The sequence below is a fragment of the Aeromonas salmonicida genome, from assembly GCF_028355655.1.
Classification (GTDB): Bacteria; Pseudomonadota; Gammaproteobacteria; order Enterobacterales; family Aeromonadaceae; genus Aeromonas; species Aeromonas salmonicida.
Genome location: NZ_CP110645.1, coordinates 1 through 19,241, shown reverse-complemented (window position 1 = coordinate 19,241; position 19,241 = coordinate 1). Strand labels below are relative to the sequence as shown.

Below are 19,241 nucleotides of genomic sequence, written 5' to 3'. Positions count from 1 at the left end.
TGCAAGCCAGGCTTGCATCCCATCAACCTGTTTGGAGCAAGAAAATCATGATCGCAATCAGAACCCTGCTGACCCTGACCCTGTTGCTGGGCGTCGGCTACCCCCTGGCAGTGACAGGTGTGGCCCAGTTGCTGTTTCCCTGGCAGGCCAATGGCAGCCAGTTGACCAACAAGAAGCAAGAGTTTGTCGGTAGCGCCCTGCTGGCGCAGAAATTCGAGCGGGCTGAGTACTTTCATTCCCGTCCTTCCGCCAGTGACTTCGCCACCATTGGCAGCGGCGCCAGCAACCTGGGCGTCAGCTCACCATTGCGTAGCGAGTTCGCCAAGGCACAGGGTGATGTCCAGTCTCCCGCCATGCTGACCCGCTCCGGCTCGGGCCTCGACCCCCATTTGCCGGTGGATGCCGTGTTGGCTCAGGTGGACAGAGTGGCCAAGCAGCGAGGGCTGGATCCCGCCTTGCTGACGGAGCAGGTCAAGTCGGCGACACAAGCTGGTATCCTTGGCCCGCAAGTGGTCAATATCCTTCAGCTGAATCTGTTGCTCGATCAGGGCAAGGATGCCTGATGGAGGCAAAGTCCGGCACATACGGGCTGGCGATGACCCACATTTTCGAACTGAGCCAGCGGTTGCTCGATAAGGACAATAATGCGTAATGAGGTAAAGGCGGCAAGTCTGGAGCGGGAGCACCGGGATGCGTGATGAGGCAAGGGCCGACGCCTTGCTGGCGAGCCTGGAGCAAGAACACAAGGGCAAGCTGAAGGTATTCCTCGGTGCCGCACCCGGCGTAGGCAAGACCTACGCCATGCTGCAGGCAGTGCGTGAGCAGGCAAGAGAGGGGGTCGATATCCTGATCGGCGTGGTGGAAACCCACGGCCGTCAGGAGACTCTGGCCCTGCTCGACAAGCTTGCCATCCAGCCACGCAAACTCCATCTCCACCGCCAGCAACGTCTGGAGGAGATGGATCTGGATGCGCTGCTTGCACGCAAACCCGCCATAGTGGTGGTGGATGAGCTGGCCCACAGCAACGCCCCCGGCAGCCGCCACGAAAAACGCTGGCAGGATGTAGAGGAGCTGCTCGGTGCCGGCATCGACGTCTACTCCACCCTCAACGTGCAACACCTCGAGAGCCTCAACGATCTGGTGTGGCAACTGACCGGAGTCAGGGTCAAGGAGACCCTGCCCGATCAGGTGCTGCTGGAGGCCGACAGCATAGTGCTGATCGACCTGCCCCCCAAGGAGTTGCTCGGCCGGCTCAAGGAGGGCAAGGTCTATGTGCCCCATCAGGCCAAGGCCGCCCTGCAATCCTTCTTCTCCCTCAACAACCTGACCGCCCTGCGCGAGCTGGCGATGCAGACCGCCGCCAGCCACGTGGAGGGGGATCTGCAACTGCAGTGGCAAGCCGCAGGCAAGACAACGCTGCCGTTGCGAGGCAAGCTGATGGTTTGCCTCGGCGATCAGCACGGCTCTGCACTGGTGCGCTACGGCCACCGTTTCGCCCAGCGCCGCCAGCTGCCCTGGCTGGTGGTCCACATCGACAGCAAGGGGCAACGCTCCGCCGAACTGGAGCAGGCACTGGCGCTGGCCTCCCACCTAGGGGCCAAGGTGCTGACTCTCTCCAGCCCGGCGGTAGCCAGTACCCTGCTGGAAACGGCCGAGCAGCAACAGGTCTCGCAACTGCTGCTCGGCAAACCCCACAAGGCCCCCTGGCGCCGCTCCCTGGTGCAACACCTGCTCAAGCAGGCACAAGGGCTCGAAATCACGCTGGTGGATACCGAGAAGCGCAAACCCGGCATAGGATTGCAGCCGCTTCACCCCAAGGACATTCGCCAGAGTCTGCTGGCAGTGACCATAATGGGGCTGACATCGGCTGCCGCCTGGGGACTCTCTCACTGGCTGCCCCCTGCCTCCCTGCCGCTGCTGTTCGTATTGGGGGTGCTGGCGACGGCACTCACCACCAGCCTGGTGCCCGCCATTCTGGCGGCCGTGCTGGGGTTCGTCGGCCACAATCTGCTGTTCACCGCTCCCTACTTCTCCCTCAGCGTGGCCAGTCACAGTGATCTGCTCACCCTGTTCGTGCTGCTCATCGTCGGCATGACGGCGGGGCGGCTCGCCTCCCGCCAGCGCCAACAGCTGGTGGGCTTGCGCGAAACCCAGCAGCTCGGCAACGCCCTGCTGTCGCTGAGCCAGGGGCTGGCCACCGCCAGCAGCCCGGAAGAGGTGCTCAGGCAAGGCACCCAGGCCATCTCGCTGGCCCTGGCCCAACCCGTCTTTGCCCTCGATCAGGACTATCAACACAGGGCGGGCTCGGCCCAACACAATCCGGGCCAGACCGACAAGGCGGCCATCGACTGGTGTCTGGCCCAGAAGCAGAGCGCCGGTGCCCACACAGCCACCCTCAATGCAGCCGAAGCCCAATATCACCATCTTACCGATGAGCTGATCCTAGGCATTCGACTGTCCAACCCGCTCGCCTCTTCGGCCGAGCATCAGCTGCAAGCCCTGCTCACCGACATCCGCGCGGCCCTGGCACGGATCGATCTCAACGAACGGTTGGCCGACAGCCAGTTGCAGGCGGAGACGGATCGGATGCGTGCGGCCCTGCTCTCGTCTGTCTCTCACGACCTGAAAACCCCGCTCGCCACCATAATGGGGGCTGGCAGCACCCTGCTGGAGTACGGTGACAGGATCAGCCCGGAGGATCGCAGCGAACTGCTCCATTCGGTGCAGGACGAGGCCCGTCGCCTGCACAGCTATGTGCAGAACCTGCTGGACATGACCCGCATCGGTTCACCCGACTTCCAGCTGAAACGCGACTGGGTCGACCTGGCCGATCTGGTGGAGAGTGCCCGCAAGCGGCTGGAGTCTTCCTGGCGTCAGCACAAGCTGCTGGTGCACTTCGATCAGCAGATCCCCCAGCTCTATGTGCACGGTGCCCTTATCGAGCAGGTGCTGGTCAATATCCTCGACAATGCCTCCCGCTACTCACCGGCCGGCACCCCCATAGAATTCAAGGTGATGCTGGCGGATCCGGACCTCATCCTCGACATCATAGATATCGGGGTCGGCATCGCCGAGTCGGACCGGGACAAGATCTTCAATCTGTTCTACACCCAGCCTGTCGGCGATTGCGGCAGTCGCGGCACCGGGCTTGGCCTCGCCATTTCTCGCGCTATGATAGAGGCCCATGGCGGCCGTATCTGGGCATTCTCCGGTCCCAATGGCAACGGCACCTGCATGCGCATCTCGCTGCCGCTTGCCCTCAACGCACCTGAGGTATAATGGTCCGCATATGGCTCACAGCGATGGCAGAGAGTGCTATTTCCCCTCGCCTCAGCCCTCCCCCAATGTTCGCCTCAGGAGACTAGATGGCTCACATATTGGTCATAGATGATGAAGCGGCGATTCGCCGCTTTCTGCGTATCAGCCTGATTGCCGAAGGGCATCAGGTCAGCGAGGCGGTAGGGGTCAACGAAGGGTTGGAGCTGTATCGCCATCTCAATCCCGATCTGGTGATCCTGGATCTCGGCCTGCCGGATGGGGATGGCATTCAGATACTGCAAGCCATTCGCGAACATCACCAGAATCCGGTACTGGTACTGTCGGCGCGGGATTCGGAACAGGAGAAGGTGCGACTGCTGGATGCTGGCGCCAACGACTATATGAGCAAGCCGTTCGGCATTGGGGAGATGATGGCCCGCATCCGGGTATTGCTGCGCCAGCGGGCCGGAGTCAGCAGCGGCGAACGCCGCCACTTCCCACAATGTGGCCTGACCCTGGACGCCAGCAGCCACAAGGTGAGCCTGCATGATGAGGAAATTCCCTTGTCTCGCAAGGAGTTTGCCCTGCTGCAGGCGCTGGTGTGCCATCCCGGCAAGCTGGTGATGCAGACCCAGCTGCTCAACGACATATGGGGGCCGAGCCACAAGGAAGATACCCACTACCTGCGCATCGTCATCGCCAGTCTGCGCAAGAAGCTGGGGGATAATCCCCAGCAACCCAGCCTGATTGAAACCGAATCCGGTATCGGCTACCGTTTTATCGGCAGCTGATGTTTCACGTGGAACGCCGTCCGCTGCACAGTACGGCCAAGAGGCCACAGCCAAAGAGCAGCATGCCCAGATCCTGCAAACCGGCCGCCAGTGCCAACCCCAGACTGAGCAACAGGTAGTAGGCCAGCCCGAACAGAGCACCCGCACTGCCTGCCACCTCCCGATAAGTCAGCAAGGCCTGACTGAGCACATTGGGAATGGCAATACCAAAGGCCACGACCACCCCCATCATGGGCAACAGGAACCAGAGCGAATCCTGACTCACCCACACAGCAACCCCCGCCCCCAGCGCCAGCGACGTGGCCAACCGGATGAGCGACATCGACTGCCAGCCCTTGCCCAGCAAGCGCTTGTTCAGCAGGCTGCCGATCAGAGTCCCTAGCGCCAACACCAGGCCGGAATAGCCGAACTCGCTGGCATTCAATCCCAATCCGGCAAACAGAAACGGTGCCAGGCTGTAGTAGCCAAACAGCATGGTATTGAACAGAGCGACCAGCAGGGCGCTGCGCCAGAGCCCGCCATCCCTTGCCATCCGGCACGCCAGTGGCCAGAGAGCCACCCGGGTAGTGATGGCAGGACGGGTTTCCGGCAGACGCCAGCTGGCGATCACCGTCAATCCCAGGGCCAGCACCAGCAAACCGCTGAAGACACCAAGATAGCCTAACTGCTCGGCCAACAGACCGCCGCTCACCAGCCCCAACACAGGGCTGATGGACAGAGCCACCCCCATCACGGAGAAGACACGGGCCAGATCGCTGCCCTGATAGCTGTCACGCAGCATGGTCTGGGTCACGACAGATCCCACGGCTGCGCCAAAGGCCGAGATAATCCGGGCCAGCAGCAGGGTTTCAAACTGGTTGGCCAGCAATGCCAGCAGACTGCCTGCCCCGTAGGTCAGCAGACCGGCCAGCATGGCCGGACGCCGACCGATCAGATCGCAGAGGCGACCCCAACAGACAACCCCTACCGCAAACGCCAGAAAATAGACTGACAGTGTCTGGGACGCCTGCCCGTCACTCACCCTGAACTGACCGGCAATATGCGTCAGCACAGGGCTGTAGATGGTCTCCACTATCTGGGGAAACATCATCAATCCGACCACCAGCCAGAGCGGTGGCAACTTGTTGTTCATGACAAACCTCCTTGACGAGAGGTTGCCAGTCTAGAGAGATACGAAATGTCTGATTACAATAAGCAAGACTATAAACATCAACAATCAGACATATGGCCTTTATTCTTCCCGATCACCCTTTTGATCCCGACCGCCTGACTGGCAGCGTGATCGGCATAGCCTCTGCACTGGGTTGGCACGACTCAGGCCTGCATCAGCATCAACGCCATCAGCTGTTGTTCGCCCAGGCGGGCTGCATGAGCATAGAGCTGGCGAACCAGGTCTGTCTGCTGCCACCCAGTCGGGCAGCCTGGCTGCCGGCGGGTACGCCCCACAGGGTCTTGATGCGCGGCGTGGTGGCCTACCGATCCCTCTACTTCATGCCACAACCAGAGCTGCCAGCCAGTGTGCAGGTGATCGCTGTCAACCCGCTGCTGCGGGAGATCATAGAACGAATTGCACTCTGGCCATGGGAGAAACCGGAAGTGGAGCAGAGCCGGACGCTGGCCTTGTTCATGGAGGAGCTGGCGCAAGCGCCGCGACAATCCTGGCAGCTGCCGTTGCCGGCAGACCCTCGCCTGGCAGTCTGGTTACAGGAGGTAAAACGGGGGGACACCCTGCCCGATCGGCTCAACCGGCTGGCCGAACGGGTGGGTGCCAGTGACAAGACTATAGGTCGTATCTTCATGCGGGAAACCGGCATGAGCTATCAGGCATGGCGCCAGCAGTGGCGTCTGCTGCGCGCCATGGAGCTGCTGGCCGAGGCTGTGCCCATCAGTCGGGTAGCGGCTTCGCTGGAGTTCTCCAGCGACAGCGCCTTCATCAGCTTCTTCAAGCAGCATACGGGGCAGACTCCCCTGCGTCATCTCAACTCTCGGGGTGAGTCGCATCGGCCGAGCTAGCTTCCACCACCAGGGTATCCAGCGCCAGTGGCTTCAAGTTGCTGAGGGCATCCAGCACCACAGCCCGGGATGCTTCCTGCTGCTGGGCCAGCATCTCCTGTCCCAGTTTGGCGGTATCCAGTTCGGGTCTGGGGTTTTCAGTTGCCATGACATTCAGGCTGAGGGTGCTCATTATCAGGGTGGCGATCAGGGTTTTCATCTGGCTTGCTCCGGTATGGTTGAGATGACCAGATAGCTATTCCAATAGTCGTGCCAATCCTAAAAAAATACATAAGATTATGAATTTGTTTAAATTTATCTTCTTATGACACCAAGGTACGTCGCACAAAACATCATGCGTGGTCATTTTTAAACCCATTAGTGGTATTTTTTACCATGCTCGATTATTGAGTCATGTTCCACGTGGAACGTCCCGTTATTTTGATCGACACCCGCTTTTAAACTGAGCTATGGTGCTACATCCCCGTAACTGACTCTGGATCCGTCACCGAATGGAATTTTCCTTGTTCGGCGAGAAGTTCACTCGCCACGCCGGCATTACCCAACTCATGGATGACCTTAATCAGGGGCTGACCAATCCGGACGCCATCATGCTGGGCGGCGGCAATCCGGCTCCGATCCCCGCCATGCTGGAGCGCTTTCAAACCGAAGCCAGAAACCTGCTCGACAATGGCGAACTGGTCAAAGCCATGGCCAACTACGACGGCCCCCAAGGCAAAGACAGGTTCACCAAGGCACTGGCCACCCTGCTCAGCAAGGAGCTCGGCTGGGATATCACGTCCCGCAATATCGCCCTGACCAACGGCAGCCAGAATGCCTTCTTCTACCTGTTCAACCTGCTGGCCGGTGAGTTCGCAGATGGCCGCAAGAAGAAGGTGCTCTTCCCCCTGGCGCCCGAATACATTGGCTATGCCGACTCGGCACTGGCCGATGACTATTTCGTGGCGTACAAACCCACCATAGAGAAACTGCCCGATGGCCAGTTCAAATACCATGTGGATTTCGAAAGTCTGCAGGTGGGTGACGATATCGGCGTGATCTGCGTCTCTCGGCCGACCAACCCGACCGGCAACGTGTTGACCGACGAGGAGATTGAACACCTCGATCAAATCGCCCGCGACAAGGGCATACCACTGCTGATCGACAACGCCTACGGTGTGCCCTTTCCCGGCATCATCTTCAGCGAGGCCAAGCCGTTCTGGAACGCCAACACCATCCTCTGCATGAGCCTCTCCAAGCTGGGACTGCCAGGCACCCGCTGTGGCATCGTCATCGCCGATGAGAAGATCATCCAGGCCATCACCAACCTGAGCGGCATCATCAACCTGGCGCCGGGCAGCCTGGGGCCCGCCATCACAATCCCCATGATCGAGAGCGGCGAGATCATTGCCCTTAGTGAACAAGTGGTGAAACCCTTCTACAAGCAGAAGGCCGACTTCGCAGTGCAACTGCTGCGAGACGCCATCCCGGACCCGCGCTTCCATATCCACAAGCCGGAAGGCGCCCTCTTCCTCTGGCTCTGGTTCGAAGGCTTGCCGATCCACAGCCAGGAGCTGTATGAACGGTTGAAGGCCAAGAATCTGCTGATCGTGCCTGGTCACTACTTCTTCCCCGGCATTGATGACCCAGAGTGGCGCCACAGCCAGGAGTGCATCCGCCTCAACTACTCCCAGAGCGAGGAGCTGGTGCGCCGTGGCATTGCCATCCTTGCGGACGAAATCAATACTCTCTACGCTCGCTGATCAAGCCTGCCAAAAACAAAAAGGCCTGCAATCGCAGGCCTTTTTCATCTCTTGTCACTTAGTTGGGCAGCGCCAGCTGATCGGGTTTGCCGATCTCGATGGCACGAGGCTTGAGCGCCTCGGGCAGCTCGCGAGCCAGATCTATGGTCAAGAGGCCATGTTCCAGTTTGGCGCCCTGCACCTCAACGTGCTGACTCAGCTTGAAGGCGAGCTCGAAGTCACGCTCTGCGATACCCTGATGGAGGAACTGACGCTCACCGGCAGCTGCCTTGCGCCCCTTCACCTTGAGGGTGCCGTTTTCGGTTTCCAGCTCCAGCTCTTCGCGCTCAAAGCCTGCCACCGCTAGCGTGATGCGGTAGCTGTCGTGCTCCCGCTTTTCGATGTTGTAAGGGGGATAGGCTGCTGCTTTTTGTTCAAACAGGCCCTCCAGCTCACTGGCCATCCGCTCAAAGCCGACGGCATTGGAATAGAGATGAGAAAAATCGAGGTTACGCATAATCCTATCCTTCTAATAAGCAACAGGTTTTCATTTCCACAGGCCCGTCATCGGCACCCGGGAAGCTTGGTAAAAATGGATTCAAATCAGGCGTTAGCCGTTGATCTCAATCTTGCGCGGCTTCATCGCATCGGGTACTTCTCGCATCAGCTCGATGTGCAGCAGGCCATTTTTCAGATCAGCCCCTTTCACCCGCACATAGTCGGCCAGTTGGAAACGACGCTCGAAGCCTCGCTCGGCTATGCCCTGATACAGATAGTTGCGATCGGACTCTGCCTGCTTGTTGCCCTTCACCGTCAGCAGATTTTCCTGGAAGCTCAGCTCCAGCTCTTCCTGGGTAAAGCCAGCCACCGCCATGCTGATACGGTAGTCGTTGTCACTCAGCTGCTCGATGTTGTAGGGGGGATAACCGGCATTGCCATTGCTGGCCGCAGATTCGATGAGATTGGCCAGACGATCGAAACCGATTGCAGAACGATAGAGCGGGGAAAAATCGATAGAACGCATAGTATTACCCTCTTGTGAGCGATAACGGATTATTTGCCCTCCTGTCGGACGGGCTCCTGGTCGAAACCTCTGTCGAGCGTTCCGGCCTTGTTACCTATATAGGGGCCAGCTTTTTGCTTTCAAGGGCGAAAATCAAAGAAATTTTTAGAATTTGCCCGGCACACAGTCGTCTCGTTCACCTGGCCCGATAGGATCGATAATCGACCCGCGGGCCACTCATGGCTGCCCGCATCCCCCGTCATACTGGTTGCACATCTCGCCATTATCACGGAGCTACACAATGCAGATTACCCAGGTTCGCAACGCCACCCTGCTGATCGACTATGCCGGTACCCGCTTTCTGATCGACCCCATGCTGGCAGCGAAGGGGACACTGCCCGCCTTCGCCGGAACAGCCAACTGCCACCTGCACAACCCCCTGGTCGAGCTGCCCCTGCCCCTGGCGGAGATTCTCGATGTGGATGCGGTGATCGTCACCCACGATCACCTGGACCACTGGGACCCGGTCGCTCAGCAACAGATCCCCAAGCATCTGCCGCTGTTTGTGCAACATCAGAAAGATGCCGACACCATACGTGCCTGTGGCTTCAAAGATGTGCGCCTTCTGAGCGAGCAGGTCGAATTTGCCGGTATCCGCCTGCAACAGACAGAGGGGCAACACGGCAACGATCAGGTCATGGCTGCGTTGGCCGAGCGGCTGGGTGAAGTATGTGGTGTTGTCTTCTCCCACCCGCAAGAGAAAACCCTCTATCTGGCGGGTGATACAGTCTGGAACGAGATGGTCGCACAGAGCCTTCGACAGCACGAACCTGAGGTGATCATCCTCAACTGTGGTGATGCCCAGGTGCCGGGGCTGGGCTCCATCATCATGGGCAAGGAGGATGTGCGGGCCGTCTATCAGGCCGCGCCACAGGCCACCCTGATTGCCAGCCACATGGAGGCGGTCAATCATGCCGTGCTGTCACGCAAGGAGTTGCGCGACTATCTGGCCGAGCACGGCATGGCGGATCGGGTGCCGGTGCCGGAAGATGGCGACACGCTCTCGCTGTGATGGCTGGGGCCGTGCATCCGCATGGCCCTTCGGCTTTCAGCTGCCAGCGCATATCATGGTTGTTCATCGCGCAAAGAGGAGGCCAGCGTCATGCCCATACCGATAGTTGCCGTCGTGGCCTTTGACCACTTCAGCCCCTTTCACTGCTCAGTGCCCTGCCTCATCTTCGGCGACATACTGCCGGGTCAGCCCCTGTTCGAGCTCAGGCTCTGTGCCGGGGATGGCAAGGCCAGCTCGCATTCGTCACAGGGGTTCAGCATCCAGGCACCTCATGGGCTGGAGGCCCTGGCCGAGGCGGACATCATAATCATTCCCTTCTGGCGCGACCCGGCAGAACGCCCGGCCCAGCCACTGCTCGATGCCCTGACGGCGGCTCATGCCAGAGGGGCTGAGGTGGTGGGACTCTGCCTCGGCACCTATGTGCTCGCCTATGCCGGCTTGCTCAATGGACGCAAGGCCTCGACCCATTGGGAGTACGAGCAGGATTTCCTCCGCCGCTTTCCCTGCGTGCGGCTCGATACCAACGCCCTTTATGTGGATGACGAGGGGCTGGTCACCTCGGCGGGCACAGCTGCCGGACTGGATTGTTGCCTCTATCTGGTACGCCAGCACCACGGCAGCGCCATTGCCAACCAGGTGGCACGACGGCTGGTGATCCCGCCCCACCGGGAAGGTGGCCAAGCCCAGTTCATCCAGCAGCCGGTCTCCGCCTCTACCAGGGATACCAGGATGAACCAGCTGCTCGATCACCTGCGAGCCCACCTGCCGGAGCCGCATACCCTCGACAGCCTGGCGGCCCACAGCCTGATGAGTCGTCGTACCTTTACCCGCCGCTTTCATCAGGCCACCGGCCTCTCCGTCGGGGAGTGGCTGCTGATCGAGCGCCTCAGGCGCTGCCAGGAGCTGCTGGAAGCCAGCACCCACCCCATAGAACGCATCGCCGAACTGGTGGGTTTCAAGACAGCCACCTCCCTGCGCCAACATTTTCGGGCCCGCTTCGCGGTTTCGCCGAGCGAATGGCGGCGATCTTTTCGTGGCAACAAGGAGTGAGTCGCTCTTCTCACACTGTCCCGGCTCGCCCAAACATGGCACCCTAACCGCAGATCCCAAGGAGCCATGCCATGTCCCGTTCCGAACGCCTGCTGGCCCTGCTCCAGCTGTTGCGCGGTCACCGTTACGCCATCACAGGCACAGAGCTGGCCAGCCAGCTTGGCATCAGTCTGCGCACCCTCTATCGGGATATCGCCACCCTGCAGGCTCAAGGTGCCCATATCGCAGGTGAGCCCGGTATCGGCTATGTGCTGCGCCCTGGCTTCATGCTGCCACCGCTGATGTTCAGCGAAGAGGAGCTGGAAGCCCTGGTGCTGGGTTCACGCTGGGTCGTCGTGCACTGTGATGAAGCCTTGAGTGCATCTGCCAGCAGTGCACTGGCCAAGATAGAGGCCGTGCTGCCCGCCGAATACCGCCAACAGCTCCAGGCCAATGCCCTGCTGATCGGCACCTCCCGCAGCGACAGCCCTGTCGATGAGGCTCCCCTGCGCAGCGCCATCCGCCAGCAGCGCAAGGTGACCCTGAGCTATCGCGATCTGAAAGAGGAGCTATCTGAGCGCACCGTCTGGCCATTTGCTCTCGGCTACTTCGAGCAGGTGCGGGTACTGGTCGCCTGGTGCGAACTGCGGCAGGGCTTTCGCCACTTTCGGGTAGATCGCATCGCCTGGATGCAGCTGGAAGATAACCGCTATCCCAAGAGCAGAGAGAGCCTGCTGAAAGAGTGGCGTGCTACCCAGCAGATCCCGCAACCAAAATTCATTGCTGACAGAAACTGACAGCAGGTAGCGCCATGCTGACGGGGTCGGCGCAAATGCGCCCTCCACCGAATCAAGGAGCGTTACCATGTTGTTAGTCCCACAGTTCACCATTCTCTATGTCGCGAATCCGGCTCGCAGCGCCCTCTTCTATCGCGAGCTGTTTGGCCATCCGCCAGTCGAAGAGTCTCCCACCTTTGCCATGTTCGTGTTCGAGTCGGGCGCCAGGCTGGTGCTCTGGTCCAGTGCCACAGTAGAACCCGCTGTTACCCAGAGTGCAGGCGCCATGGAGCTGGCCTTCCCTCTGCCTGATGAAGCCAGTGTCGATACGGGCTTGGCCGAGTGGCAGGCTCGCGGCCTGACCATACTCCAGCAGCCAACCAAGATGGAGTTTGGCTACACCGGCATGGCGCTCGATCCGGATGGCCATCGCCTGCGCCTCTACTGCCCGTGTGCCGAGCCAGTCTAAATCTTCAGGTATCCACATCTGTACATCAGGAAACATGCCGAACGCTAATCAGGCGTTCGGCATTTTCGTTATTTCAACCCGGCCGACAGCGACACTATCATCCTTTCAACTGCCAGTGTTTCACGTGGAACATCAGGAGGTGCCTCGCTAACCAGCTGCATTGCCTGTGTTATCATCCTCAAGCCTGATTATCTGGAAAAACAATGACCTCTCGACATAACTCCCTCAGACTTTACCAGCCGACCAACAGCACCCCGGATGAACTGACAGAGCAACAACTGGCACTGTTCACCCTGCTCCAACTGCGTGAGCAGGAGTTTGGCTTCAACCCGAATGTGATCGTCCATTATCCGGAAGCCGGCTTTCTCGGCTCGCCGATCGGTTATCTGAATCAGCTGATTGGCGAACAGTTGCAACAGGGCTACTTCATCAATCAGGTGATTATCCTCACCACCTATCAGGCATTGAGCTCCCCACTCATGCAAGCCGGTTATCAGCATGAAGCGGTTCATATGCCAGCAGGCCCCGACCATACCGCTATCTTCAGATGGCAGTGTGGCACTCACCCGGCTGGCAAGACCCTCTATGTCGAAGTCGTCAATGAGCAGGACCCAAAGATCAGGCCAACGTTTGTGCTGATGTTGCGCGATGAGCATGGCAAGCTGCAGGGTGGCATGTCCGGGTCAATCTGGACTAAAGAAGAGCGTCGTTATGCCTATATTGGCACTATCGTTGTGCAACCGGGGCAACCCGCGGGAACCGGCACACTGATGGCCAATACAGTGCTGGAGTACCTGAGCCTGCAAAGGGTGTGCGAAATCAATCTGGGCACCCAGACCGCCGAGCCTTTTTATACCAGGTTAGGATTCAGGGCTATTCACCACATAGTGCCTGCGTTACGTCACCGCACGACAAAGGATGGTACCGAGCTTCCCCATAATCTGGTCATCATGAGCAAACTGCTCTGATCCCGCTGACTGCAGATGTAAAAAAGCCGCTCACAAGGAGCGGCTTTTTGCTGTCTGACTGCGTCGATTAGACGTCGAGGTTGGCTACGCGCAGGGCGTTGGTCTCGATAAAGTCACGACGAGGCTCAACGGCATCACCCATCAGGGTGGAGAAGAGCTGGTCAGCACCGACGGCATCGTCGATGGTGACGCGCAGCATGCGACGGGCTTCCGGATCCATGGTGGTTTCCCACAGCTGATCAGGGTTCATCTCGCCCAGCCCTTTATAGCGCTGGATGTAGATGCCACGCTTGCCTTCGCCCATCAGCCAGTCGACCGCTTCCACGAAGTTGGCGATCGGCTTGACCTTCTCGCCACGCTTGATGAAACCACCGTCCTCGATCAGGTTCGCAATCTCCTTGCCCAGCGAGACCAGTTGACGGTACTCGGAGGACTGCAGGAAGTCGTAGCTGATCGCATATTCACGGTCAACCCCGTGCTGACGCACGACGGCGTGCGGCACGAACAGGCTGCGCTCTTCGTCACGACGCACCTGGATCTGGTACTGAATACCGTGGTTGCTCTCGTTGAGCACGGCTTCCATGCCTTGGCACCAGGCCAGCAGATCGCTTTCACTGGCCAGCAGGGTTTCGTTCAACTCAGGCTGATAGATCAGCTGGGTCAGCACGGCATCCGGTGCCCGACGGGACATGCGGGTGATCAGGTGAGACACTGCGCGGTGCTGGTTGACCAGACGCTCCAATGCCTCGCCGCCGATAGGTGGCGCCGACTCGTTGACATGCAGGGTAGCACCATCCAGCGCCATGGCAGTCTGGTACTGCAGCAGCGCATCTTCGTCTTTCAGATACTGCTCCTGCTTGCCCTTCTTGACCTTGTACAACGGCGGCTGGGCTATGTAGATGTAACCACGCTCGATGATTTCCGGCATCTGACGATAGAAGAAGGTCAACAGCAGGGTACGGATGTGAGCACCATCGACGTCCGCATCCGTCATGATGATGATGTTGTGGTAACGCAGCTTGTCCGGGTTGTACTCGTCACGACCGATACCACAGCCCAGGGCTGTGATCAGGGTGCCCACCTCTTGCGAGGAGATCATCTTGTCGAAACGGGCCTTCTCCACGTTCAGGATCTTGCCCTTGAGCGGCAGTATGGCCTGGTTCTTCCGGTTGCGACCCTGCTTGGCGGAACCGCCAGCAGAGTCCCCTTCCACTATGTAGAGTTCGGAGAGGGCCGGGTCTTTCTCCTGGCAGTCTGCCAGCTTGCCGGGCAGACCGGCGATATCCAGCGCACCCTTGCGGCGAGTCAGCTCGCGGGCCTTGCGGGCCGCTTCACGGGCACGGGCCGCATCGATGATCTTGTTGACCACTATCTTGGCATCGCCCGGGTTTTCCAGCAGGAACTCGCCGAGCTTCTCACCCATCGCCTGTTCAACGGCGGTCTTCACTTCGGAAGAGACCAGTTTGTCCTTGGTCTGGGAGGAGAACTTGGGATCCGGTACCTTGACCGAGATGACCGCAATCAGACCTTCACGCACGTCGTCGCCGCTGGCGGCCGACTTGGCCTTCTTGCTGTAATCCTCTTTGTCCATATAGGTATTGAGGGTACGGGTCAGCGCGGTACGGAAACCCACCAGGTGAGTACCGCCATCCCGCTGCGGGATGTTGTTGGTGAAGCAGTAAACCCCTTCCTGATAGGCATCGTTCCACTGCATGGCGACTTCGACACCGATGCCGTCCTGCTCTGTGGAGAAGTGGAACACCTTGGGGTGGATCGGGGTCTTGTTCTGATTCAGGTATTCAACGAACGCCTTGATACCGCCCTCATAGCAGAAATGCACCTCGCGGCCATCACGCTCATCTTGCAGACGGATGGAGACACCGGAGTTGAGGAAGGAGAGCTCGCGCAGACGCTTGGCCAGGATCTCGTAGTGATACAGGGTATCGGTAAAGATGGTCGGACTCGGCCAGAAGCGCACTTCGGTACCCGTGCCGCTGCTGCTGTCGCCAATCTGCTTGAGTGGCGCCTGCGGCTCACCCAGGTGATAGGTCTGCTCGTAGACATGGCCGTTGCGACGTATGGTCAGCAACAGCTTGTCAGAGAGGGCGTTAACAACTGAGACGCCCACGCCGTGCAGGCCGCCTGACACCTTGTAGGAGTTGTCATCGAATTTACCGCCGGCGTGCAGCACAGTCATGATGACTTCTGCGGCGGAGCGGCCCTCCTCCTCGTGCATGTCTACCGGGATACCCCGGCCATTGTCACGCACGGATACGGAACCGTCGGAATGGATCTTGACCAGAATATCGGAGCAGTAGCCAGCAAGAGCCTCGTCAATGGAGTTATCGACGACCTCAAACACCATGTGGTGCAGACCTGAGCCATCATCCGTATCGCCGATGTACATCCCCGGGCGCTTCCGGACCGCATCCAGGCCCTTCAGTACTTTGATATTCGAGGAGTCGTAAGTATTTTCACTCATAGCTTACTCTCTGCCTTCTCTAACGTTTCGGAGATCTTGCCTTGTTCCACGTGGAACAACTTGCAGTCATTCGCATCCATCATGTCTGCGAGCTGACCGGTGTCGATGGCGGTGATAAACACCTGAGAACCGCACTGCTTCAGCCTTGTGGCCAGCAAACGGCGCTTGTCGACATCCAGTTCAGAGGCAAAATCGTCAATTAAAAAAATACAGCCACGGCTGCTATGTTGATTCAAATAGAGCCCTTGGGCCAGTCGCATGGCACAGACCAACAACTTCAGCTGACCCCTGGACAAAATATCCTGAGCAGGCACACCGTTCGCCTTGAGCCGCACATCGGCCTTCTGTGGGCCTACCCCTGTGTAACCCAGCGTACGATCCCGCTCAAACCCCGCCTCCAGCAAGTCGCCGAGGGGGGTATCTTTCTCCCAGCCCCGATAGAAACCGAGACTGATGTCGAATTCGGGCAGAAAATCTGCCGTCATCTCCTTGATCAGGGGCGTAATGGCCTGACAATAACTGGCGCGAAACTCGGCCAGTTCACCCCCGAGCCGCACCAGCTCCTGATCCCAGAACGCCAACTGGCGATACTGGGTGCTCTGGCGCAACAGCGCATTGCGCTGTTTCAACAGACGCCGCACTCGTCCCCACAGGGAGAAAAAGGTCGGTTCCTGATGGAAAACGCCCCAATCCAGCCAGGCCCGGCGAGCCTGGGGCCCCCCCGTCAGCAGGTTGAAGCCATCGGGATGGATCAACTGCACCGGCAACAGCTCGGCCAGATCGGCCAGTCGCTGGGCCTGAGCCCCGGCGATCTTGAGCTGGGTCTCGCCACTCTTGTCCTTGGCGAGCCCGATGGGCACCTGACGCCCCTCCAGTTCACACTGGGCAAACAGGGTAAAGGCCCGCTCCCCCTGGCGGATAACCCGCCCGGTCAGGTGAGTACGAAAGGAGCGACCGAGACCAAGATAGTGAATGGCTTCCAGCACGCTGGTCTTGCCACTGCCATTGCACCCGACCAGGATATTGAGACCGGGGGACAGCTTGAGGCTGGCCTGCTGGATATTGCGAAAGTCGCTGAGCTGGAGTTTGACCAGGGACACGACTAGATCCGCATCGGCATCACCACGTACTGAGCATCCTGATGATCAAAATCCTCAATAATGGCACTGCTGATGGAATCGCTCAGGCTAATCCGAATTTGGTCACATTTTAACGTATTCAGCACGTCCAGCACATAAGAGACGTTGAAACCTATCTCCATCTCGCTGGCTTCGTATTGTACGTCAAGCAGCTCTTCGGCTTCTTCCTGTTCCGGGTTGTTGGCGGTAATGCGCAGCAGGTTTTCCTGCAGATTGAGACGCACCCCACGGAATTTCTCATTGGAGAGGATGGCGGCGCGGGCGAATGCCTGACGCAGATCCTCACGACCGGCAATCAGGGCCTTGTCGCTGTTGCGCGGAATAACCCGACGCCAATCAGGGAAGCGGCCATCCACCAGCTTGGAGGTGAAGATGAAGCCGTCCAGCGCGGCGCGCAGGTTGCTGCGACCAATCTGCAGCCTTACCGGCTTGTCTTCCGCTTCCAACAAGCGCACCAGCTCAAGCACACCTTTACGGGGCAGGATAACCTGATGATCGGGCAGCGATTCTTCCACTACCTCGCGACGGCAGGTGGCCAAACGGTGGCCATCGGTCGCCACGGTACGCAGACCGTGGCCCTCGCTCTCGAACAGCATGCCGTTCAAGTAGTAACGCACGTCCTGGCTCGCCATGGAGAACTGGGTCGCATCGATCAGCTTCTTCAACTCCAGCTGGCCAATGTCGAATTCGAGCACGGATTCCCAATCCTCGATATTCGGATATTCACTGGCAGGCAGGGTCGACAGGTTGAAACGGGAACGACCGGAACGGATGATCAGGCGCTCGCCTTCGGTGTTGAGGCGAATGTCCGCCCCTTCCGGCAGGCCACGGCAGATATCCAGCAGCTTGCGCGCCGGCACCGTGGTGCGGCCATCCTGGCTCTCATTATTGAGATAGACCTGACCTATCATCTCGACTTCCAGGTCAGTCCCGGTCAGCGACAGCAGACCCTGGCTGACATCAAGCAGGACATTGCCGAGGATCGGCAGGGTCGGCCGGCCACCCAGGGCACCGGACACCAGTTGCAGAGGACGTAACAGGGCCTCACGGCTAATTTCGAGCTGCATCTGTGCTCTCCGTTGTTATCAGGACGAAAGGTTTCGGATCAGGTTGGAATATTCGCGCTGCATCTGTCCACTCACCGTCATATCAGGAAGAGAGGGTTCGGATCAGGTTGGAATAGTCCTCCTTGATGTCGTGACTCTCCTCCTTCAGCTGCTCAATCTTGCGGCAGGCATGAAGAACGGTAGTGTGGTCACGGCCACCAAAGGCATCACCTATCTCCGGCAAACTGTGGTTGGTCAGCTCCTTGGCCAGTGCCATCGCCAGCTGACGCGGACGGGCAACGGAGCGTGAGCGGCGTTTGGACAGCAGATCCGCCAGCTTGATCTTGTAATACTCAGCCACCGTCTTCTGGATGTTGTCGATGGTGACCAGCTTCTCCTGCAATGCCAAGAGGTCGCGCAGCGCTTCGCGCACGAAATCGATATTGATGGCACGACCGGTAAAGTTGGCGTTGGCGATCACCCGGTTGAGGGCGCCTTCCAGTTCACGAACGTTGGATCGCAGACGCTTGGCGATGAAGAAGGCCACTTCGTCCGGCAGGTGGATCTGGTTCTCATCCGCCTTGCGCATCAGGATGGCGACGCGGGTCTCCAGCTCCGGCGGCTCGATCGCTACCGTCAGGCCCCAGCCGAAGCGGGACTTGAGACGATCCTCGACACCGTTGATCTCCTTCGGATAGCGATCCGAGGTCAGGATGATCTGCTGGTTACCTTCAAGCAGCGCATTGAAGGTATGGAAGAACTCCTCCTGAGAGCGCTCCTTGTTGGCGAAGAACTGGATGTCATCGATGAGCAGGGCATCGACGCTACGGTAATAACGCTTGAACTCTTCAATGGCGTTATTCTGCAGCGCCTTCACCATATCCTGCACAAACCGCTCGGAGTGCATATAGATGACTTTGGCGTCCTTCTTGCGCTCCTTGATGGCGTTGCCAACGGCATGCAGCAGGTGGGTTTTGCCCAGACCGGTGCCGCCATAGAGGAACAGAGGATTGTAAGCGCCACCCGGGTTGTCGGCTACCTGACGGGCAGCCGCACGGGCCAACTGGTTGGACTTGCCCTCGACGAAGTTCTCGAAGGTATAGTTCACGTTGGTGTTGCTCTTGTGGTTCGGCTCAGGCTTGGCGTCAGCCTTGCTTTCCCAGCTCTTCTGCAAGTTATTCACAGGCGCAGCACCCCGCGCTGGCGCTCTTGCGATCGCAACGGGATGGGGACGATTACCTATATCAAAACGCAGGGTGGGGCCATCGACCCCACAGAGTTCATTGATGATGCCGTTAACCCGGATGAGATACTTGTCTCGTACCCAGTCCAGAACAAAGCGATTCGGTGCATACAGGGTCAGAGTATTGTCACTCAACTCCGCTTGAAGCGGCCGGATCCACATGCTGAATTCTGCCGAGGGCAACTCATCTTGCAGCCGGTTAAGGCACTGCTGCCATAGCGAAGCAGTCAC

18 protein-coding genes are annotated in these 19,241 nt (G+C 59.0%); 10 read left to right on the top strand and 8 right to left on the bottom strand.

From position 1 onward, the window contains the following. The first annotated feature begins 47 nt into the window (after window positions 1-47). The 3 genes from ONZ54_RS00090 (at window position 48) to ONZ54_RS00080 (ending at window position 4,049) form a co-directional block, all read left to right on the top strand. Window positions 48-563 (top strand): potassium-transporting ATPase subunit C, encoded by a 516-nt coding sequence (locus tag ONZ54_RS00090; protein WP_005319497.1) that lies wholly within the window; start codon window positions 48-50, stop codon window positions 561-563. 127 nt (window positions 564-690) lie between these two features. Further along, window positions 691-3,279, top strand: coding sequence for a sensor histidine kinase (locus ONZ54_RS00085; RefSeq protein WP_005319500.1), 2,589 nt, complete (start codon window positions 691-693; stop codon window positions 3,277-3,279). Between the two features lie 86 nt (window positions 3,280-3,365). Then, window positions 3,366-4,049: a response regulator gene (locus ONZ54_RS00080; RefSeq protein WP_058395532.1), complete on the top strand. Its 684-nt coding sequence runs from the start codon at window positions 3,366-3,368 to the stop codon at window positions 4,047-4,049. A 4-nt stretch (window positions 4,050-4,053) separates the two neighbouring features. Here the strand turns inward: ONZ54_RS00080 and ONZ54_RS00075 are convergent, their stop codons facing one another. Beyond that, a complete protein-coding gene (locus ONZ54_RS00075; RefSeq protein ID WP_271787222.1) occupies window positions 4,054-5,181 on the bottom strand; it encodes a multidrug effflux MFS transporter in 1,128 nt (375 codons plus the stop codon). 92 nt (window positions 5,182-5,273) lie between these two features. Here ONZ54_RS00075 and ONZ54_RS00070 point away from each other — a divergent pair, with 92 nt between their 5' ends. Then, the gene (locus ONZ54_RS00070) at window positions 5,274-6,062 is read left to right on the top strand and encodes an AraC family transcriptional regulator (protein ID WP_271787221.1); all 789 of its coding nucleotides are present in this window, start codon (window positions 5,274-5,276) and stop codon (window positions 6,060-6,062) included. Here the strand turns inward: ONZ54_RS00070 and ONZ54_RS00065 are convergent. Next, window positions 6,028-6,261 (bottom strand): hypothetical protein, encoded by a 234-nt coding sequence (locus ONZ54_RS00065; RefSeq protein WP_021139880.1) that lies wholly within the window; start codon window positions 6,259-6,261, stop codon window positions 6,028-6,030. The genes ONZ54_RS00070 and ONZ54_RS00065 overlap by 35 nt on opposite strands. Before the next feature lie 292 nt (window positions 6,262-6,553). Here ONZ54_RS00065 and ONZ54_RS00060 point away from each other — a divergent pair, with 292 nt between their 5' ends. After that, entirely contained in the window at window positions 6,554-7,804 is a 1,251-nt protein-coding gene (locus ONZ54_RS00060; RefSeq protein WP_271787220.1) for a valine--pyruvate transaminase, read from the top strand. 58 nt (window positions 7,805-7,862) lie between these two features. On the opposite strand, the gene ONZ54_RS00055 is transcribed toward ONZ54_RS00060, so the two are convergent. Further along, entirely contained in the window at window positions 7,863-8,300 is a 438-nt protein-coding gene (locus ONZ54_RS00055) for an Hsp20 family protein (protein ID WP_271787219.1), read from the bottom strand. Between the two features lie 93 nt (window positions 8,301-8,393). Next, the gene (locus ONZ54_RS00050) at window positions 8,394-8,807 is read right to left on the bottom strand and encodes an Hsp20 family protein (protein ID WP_271787218.1); all 414 of its coding nucleotides are present in this window, start codon (window positions 8,805-8,807) and stop codon (window positions 8,394-8,396) included. Between the two features lie 280 nt (window positions 8,808-9,087). On the opposite strand from ONZ54_RS00050, the gene ONZ54_RS00045 reads away from it, so the two are divergent. The 5 genes from ONZ54_RS00045 to ONZ54_RS00025 all read left to right on the top strand — a co-directional run bounded on the left by ONZ54_RS00045 (window position 9,088) and on the right by ONZ54_RS00025 (window position 13,100). After that, a complete protein-coding gene (locus tag ONZ54_RS00045; RefSeq protein ID WP_271787217.1) occupies window positions 9,088-9,858 on the top strand; it encodes an MBL fold metallo-hydrolase in 771 nt (256 codons plus the stop codon). 90 nt (window positions 9,859-9,948) lie between these two features. After that, the gene (locus ONZ54_RS00040; RefSeq protein WP_059169635.1) at window positions 9,949-10,908 is read left to right on the top strand and encodes a GlxA family transcriptional regulator; all 960 of its coding nucleotides are present in this window, start codon (window positions 9,949-9,951) and stop codon (window positions 10,906-10,908) included. Between the two features lie 71 nt (window positions 10,909-10,979). Continuing rightward, window positions 10,980-11,684 (top strand): helix-turn-helix transcriptional regulator, encoded by a 705-nt coding sequence (locus ONZ54_RS00035; protein WP_271787216.1) that lies wholly within the window; start codon window positions 10,980-10,982, stop codon window positions 11,682-11,684. A gap of 70 nt (window positions 11,685-11,754) precedes the next feature. Further along, window positions 11,755-12,132, top strand: coding sequence for a VOC family protein (locus tag ONZ54_RS00030; RefSeq protein WP_271788321.1), 378 nt, complete (start codon window positions 11,755-11,757; stop codon window positions 12,130-12,132). A gap of 203 nt (window positions 12,133-12,335) precedes the next feature. Then, the gene (locus tag ONZ54_RS00025; protein WP_271787215.1) at window positions 12,336-13,100 is read left to right on the top strand and encodes an N-acetyltransferase; all 765 of its coding nucleotides are present in this window, start codon (window positions 12,336-12,338) and stop codon (window positions 13,098-13,100) included. 67 nt (window positions 13,101-13,167) lie between these two features. Here ONZ54_RS00025 and gyrB read toward each other — a convergent pair whose 3' ends face one another. The 4 genes from gyrB to dnaA form a co-directional block, all read right to left on the bottom strand. Further along, window positions 13,168-15,582: a DNA topoisomerase (ATP-hydrolyzing) subunit B gene (gene gyrB, locus ONZ54_RS00020; RefSeq protein WP_005319540.1), complete on the bottom strand. Its 2,415-nt coding sequence runs from the start codon at window positions 15,580-15,582 to the stop codon at window positions 13,168-13,170. Beyond that, window positions 15,579-16,682: a DNA replication/repair protein RecF gene (gene recF / locus ONZ54_RS00015; protein WP_011898202.1), complete on the bottom strand. Its 1,104-nt coding sequence runs from the start codon at window positions 16,680-16,682 to the stop codon at window positions 15,579-15,581. The genes gyrB and recF overlap by 4 nt, the downstream gene beginning before the upstream one ends. A 2-nt stretch (window positions 16,683-16,684) precedes the next feature. Beyond that, window positions 16,685-17,788 (bottom strand): DNA polymerase III subunit beta, encoded by a 1,104-nt coding sequence (gene dnaN, locus ONZ54_RS00010; protein ID WP_005319542.1) that lies wholly within the window; start codon window positions 17,786-17,788, stop codon window positions 16,685-16,687. Window positions 17,789-17,870: 82 nt separating this feature from the next. After that, entirely contained in the window at window positions 17,871-19,241 is a 1,371-nt protein-coding gene (dnaA, locus tag ONZ54_RS00005; RefSeq protein WP_005319544.1) for a chromosomal replication initiator protein DnaA, read from the bottom strand.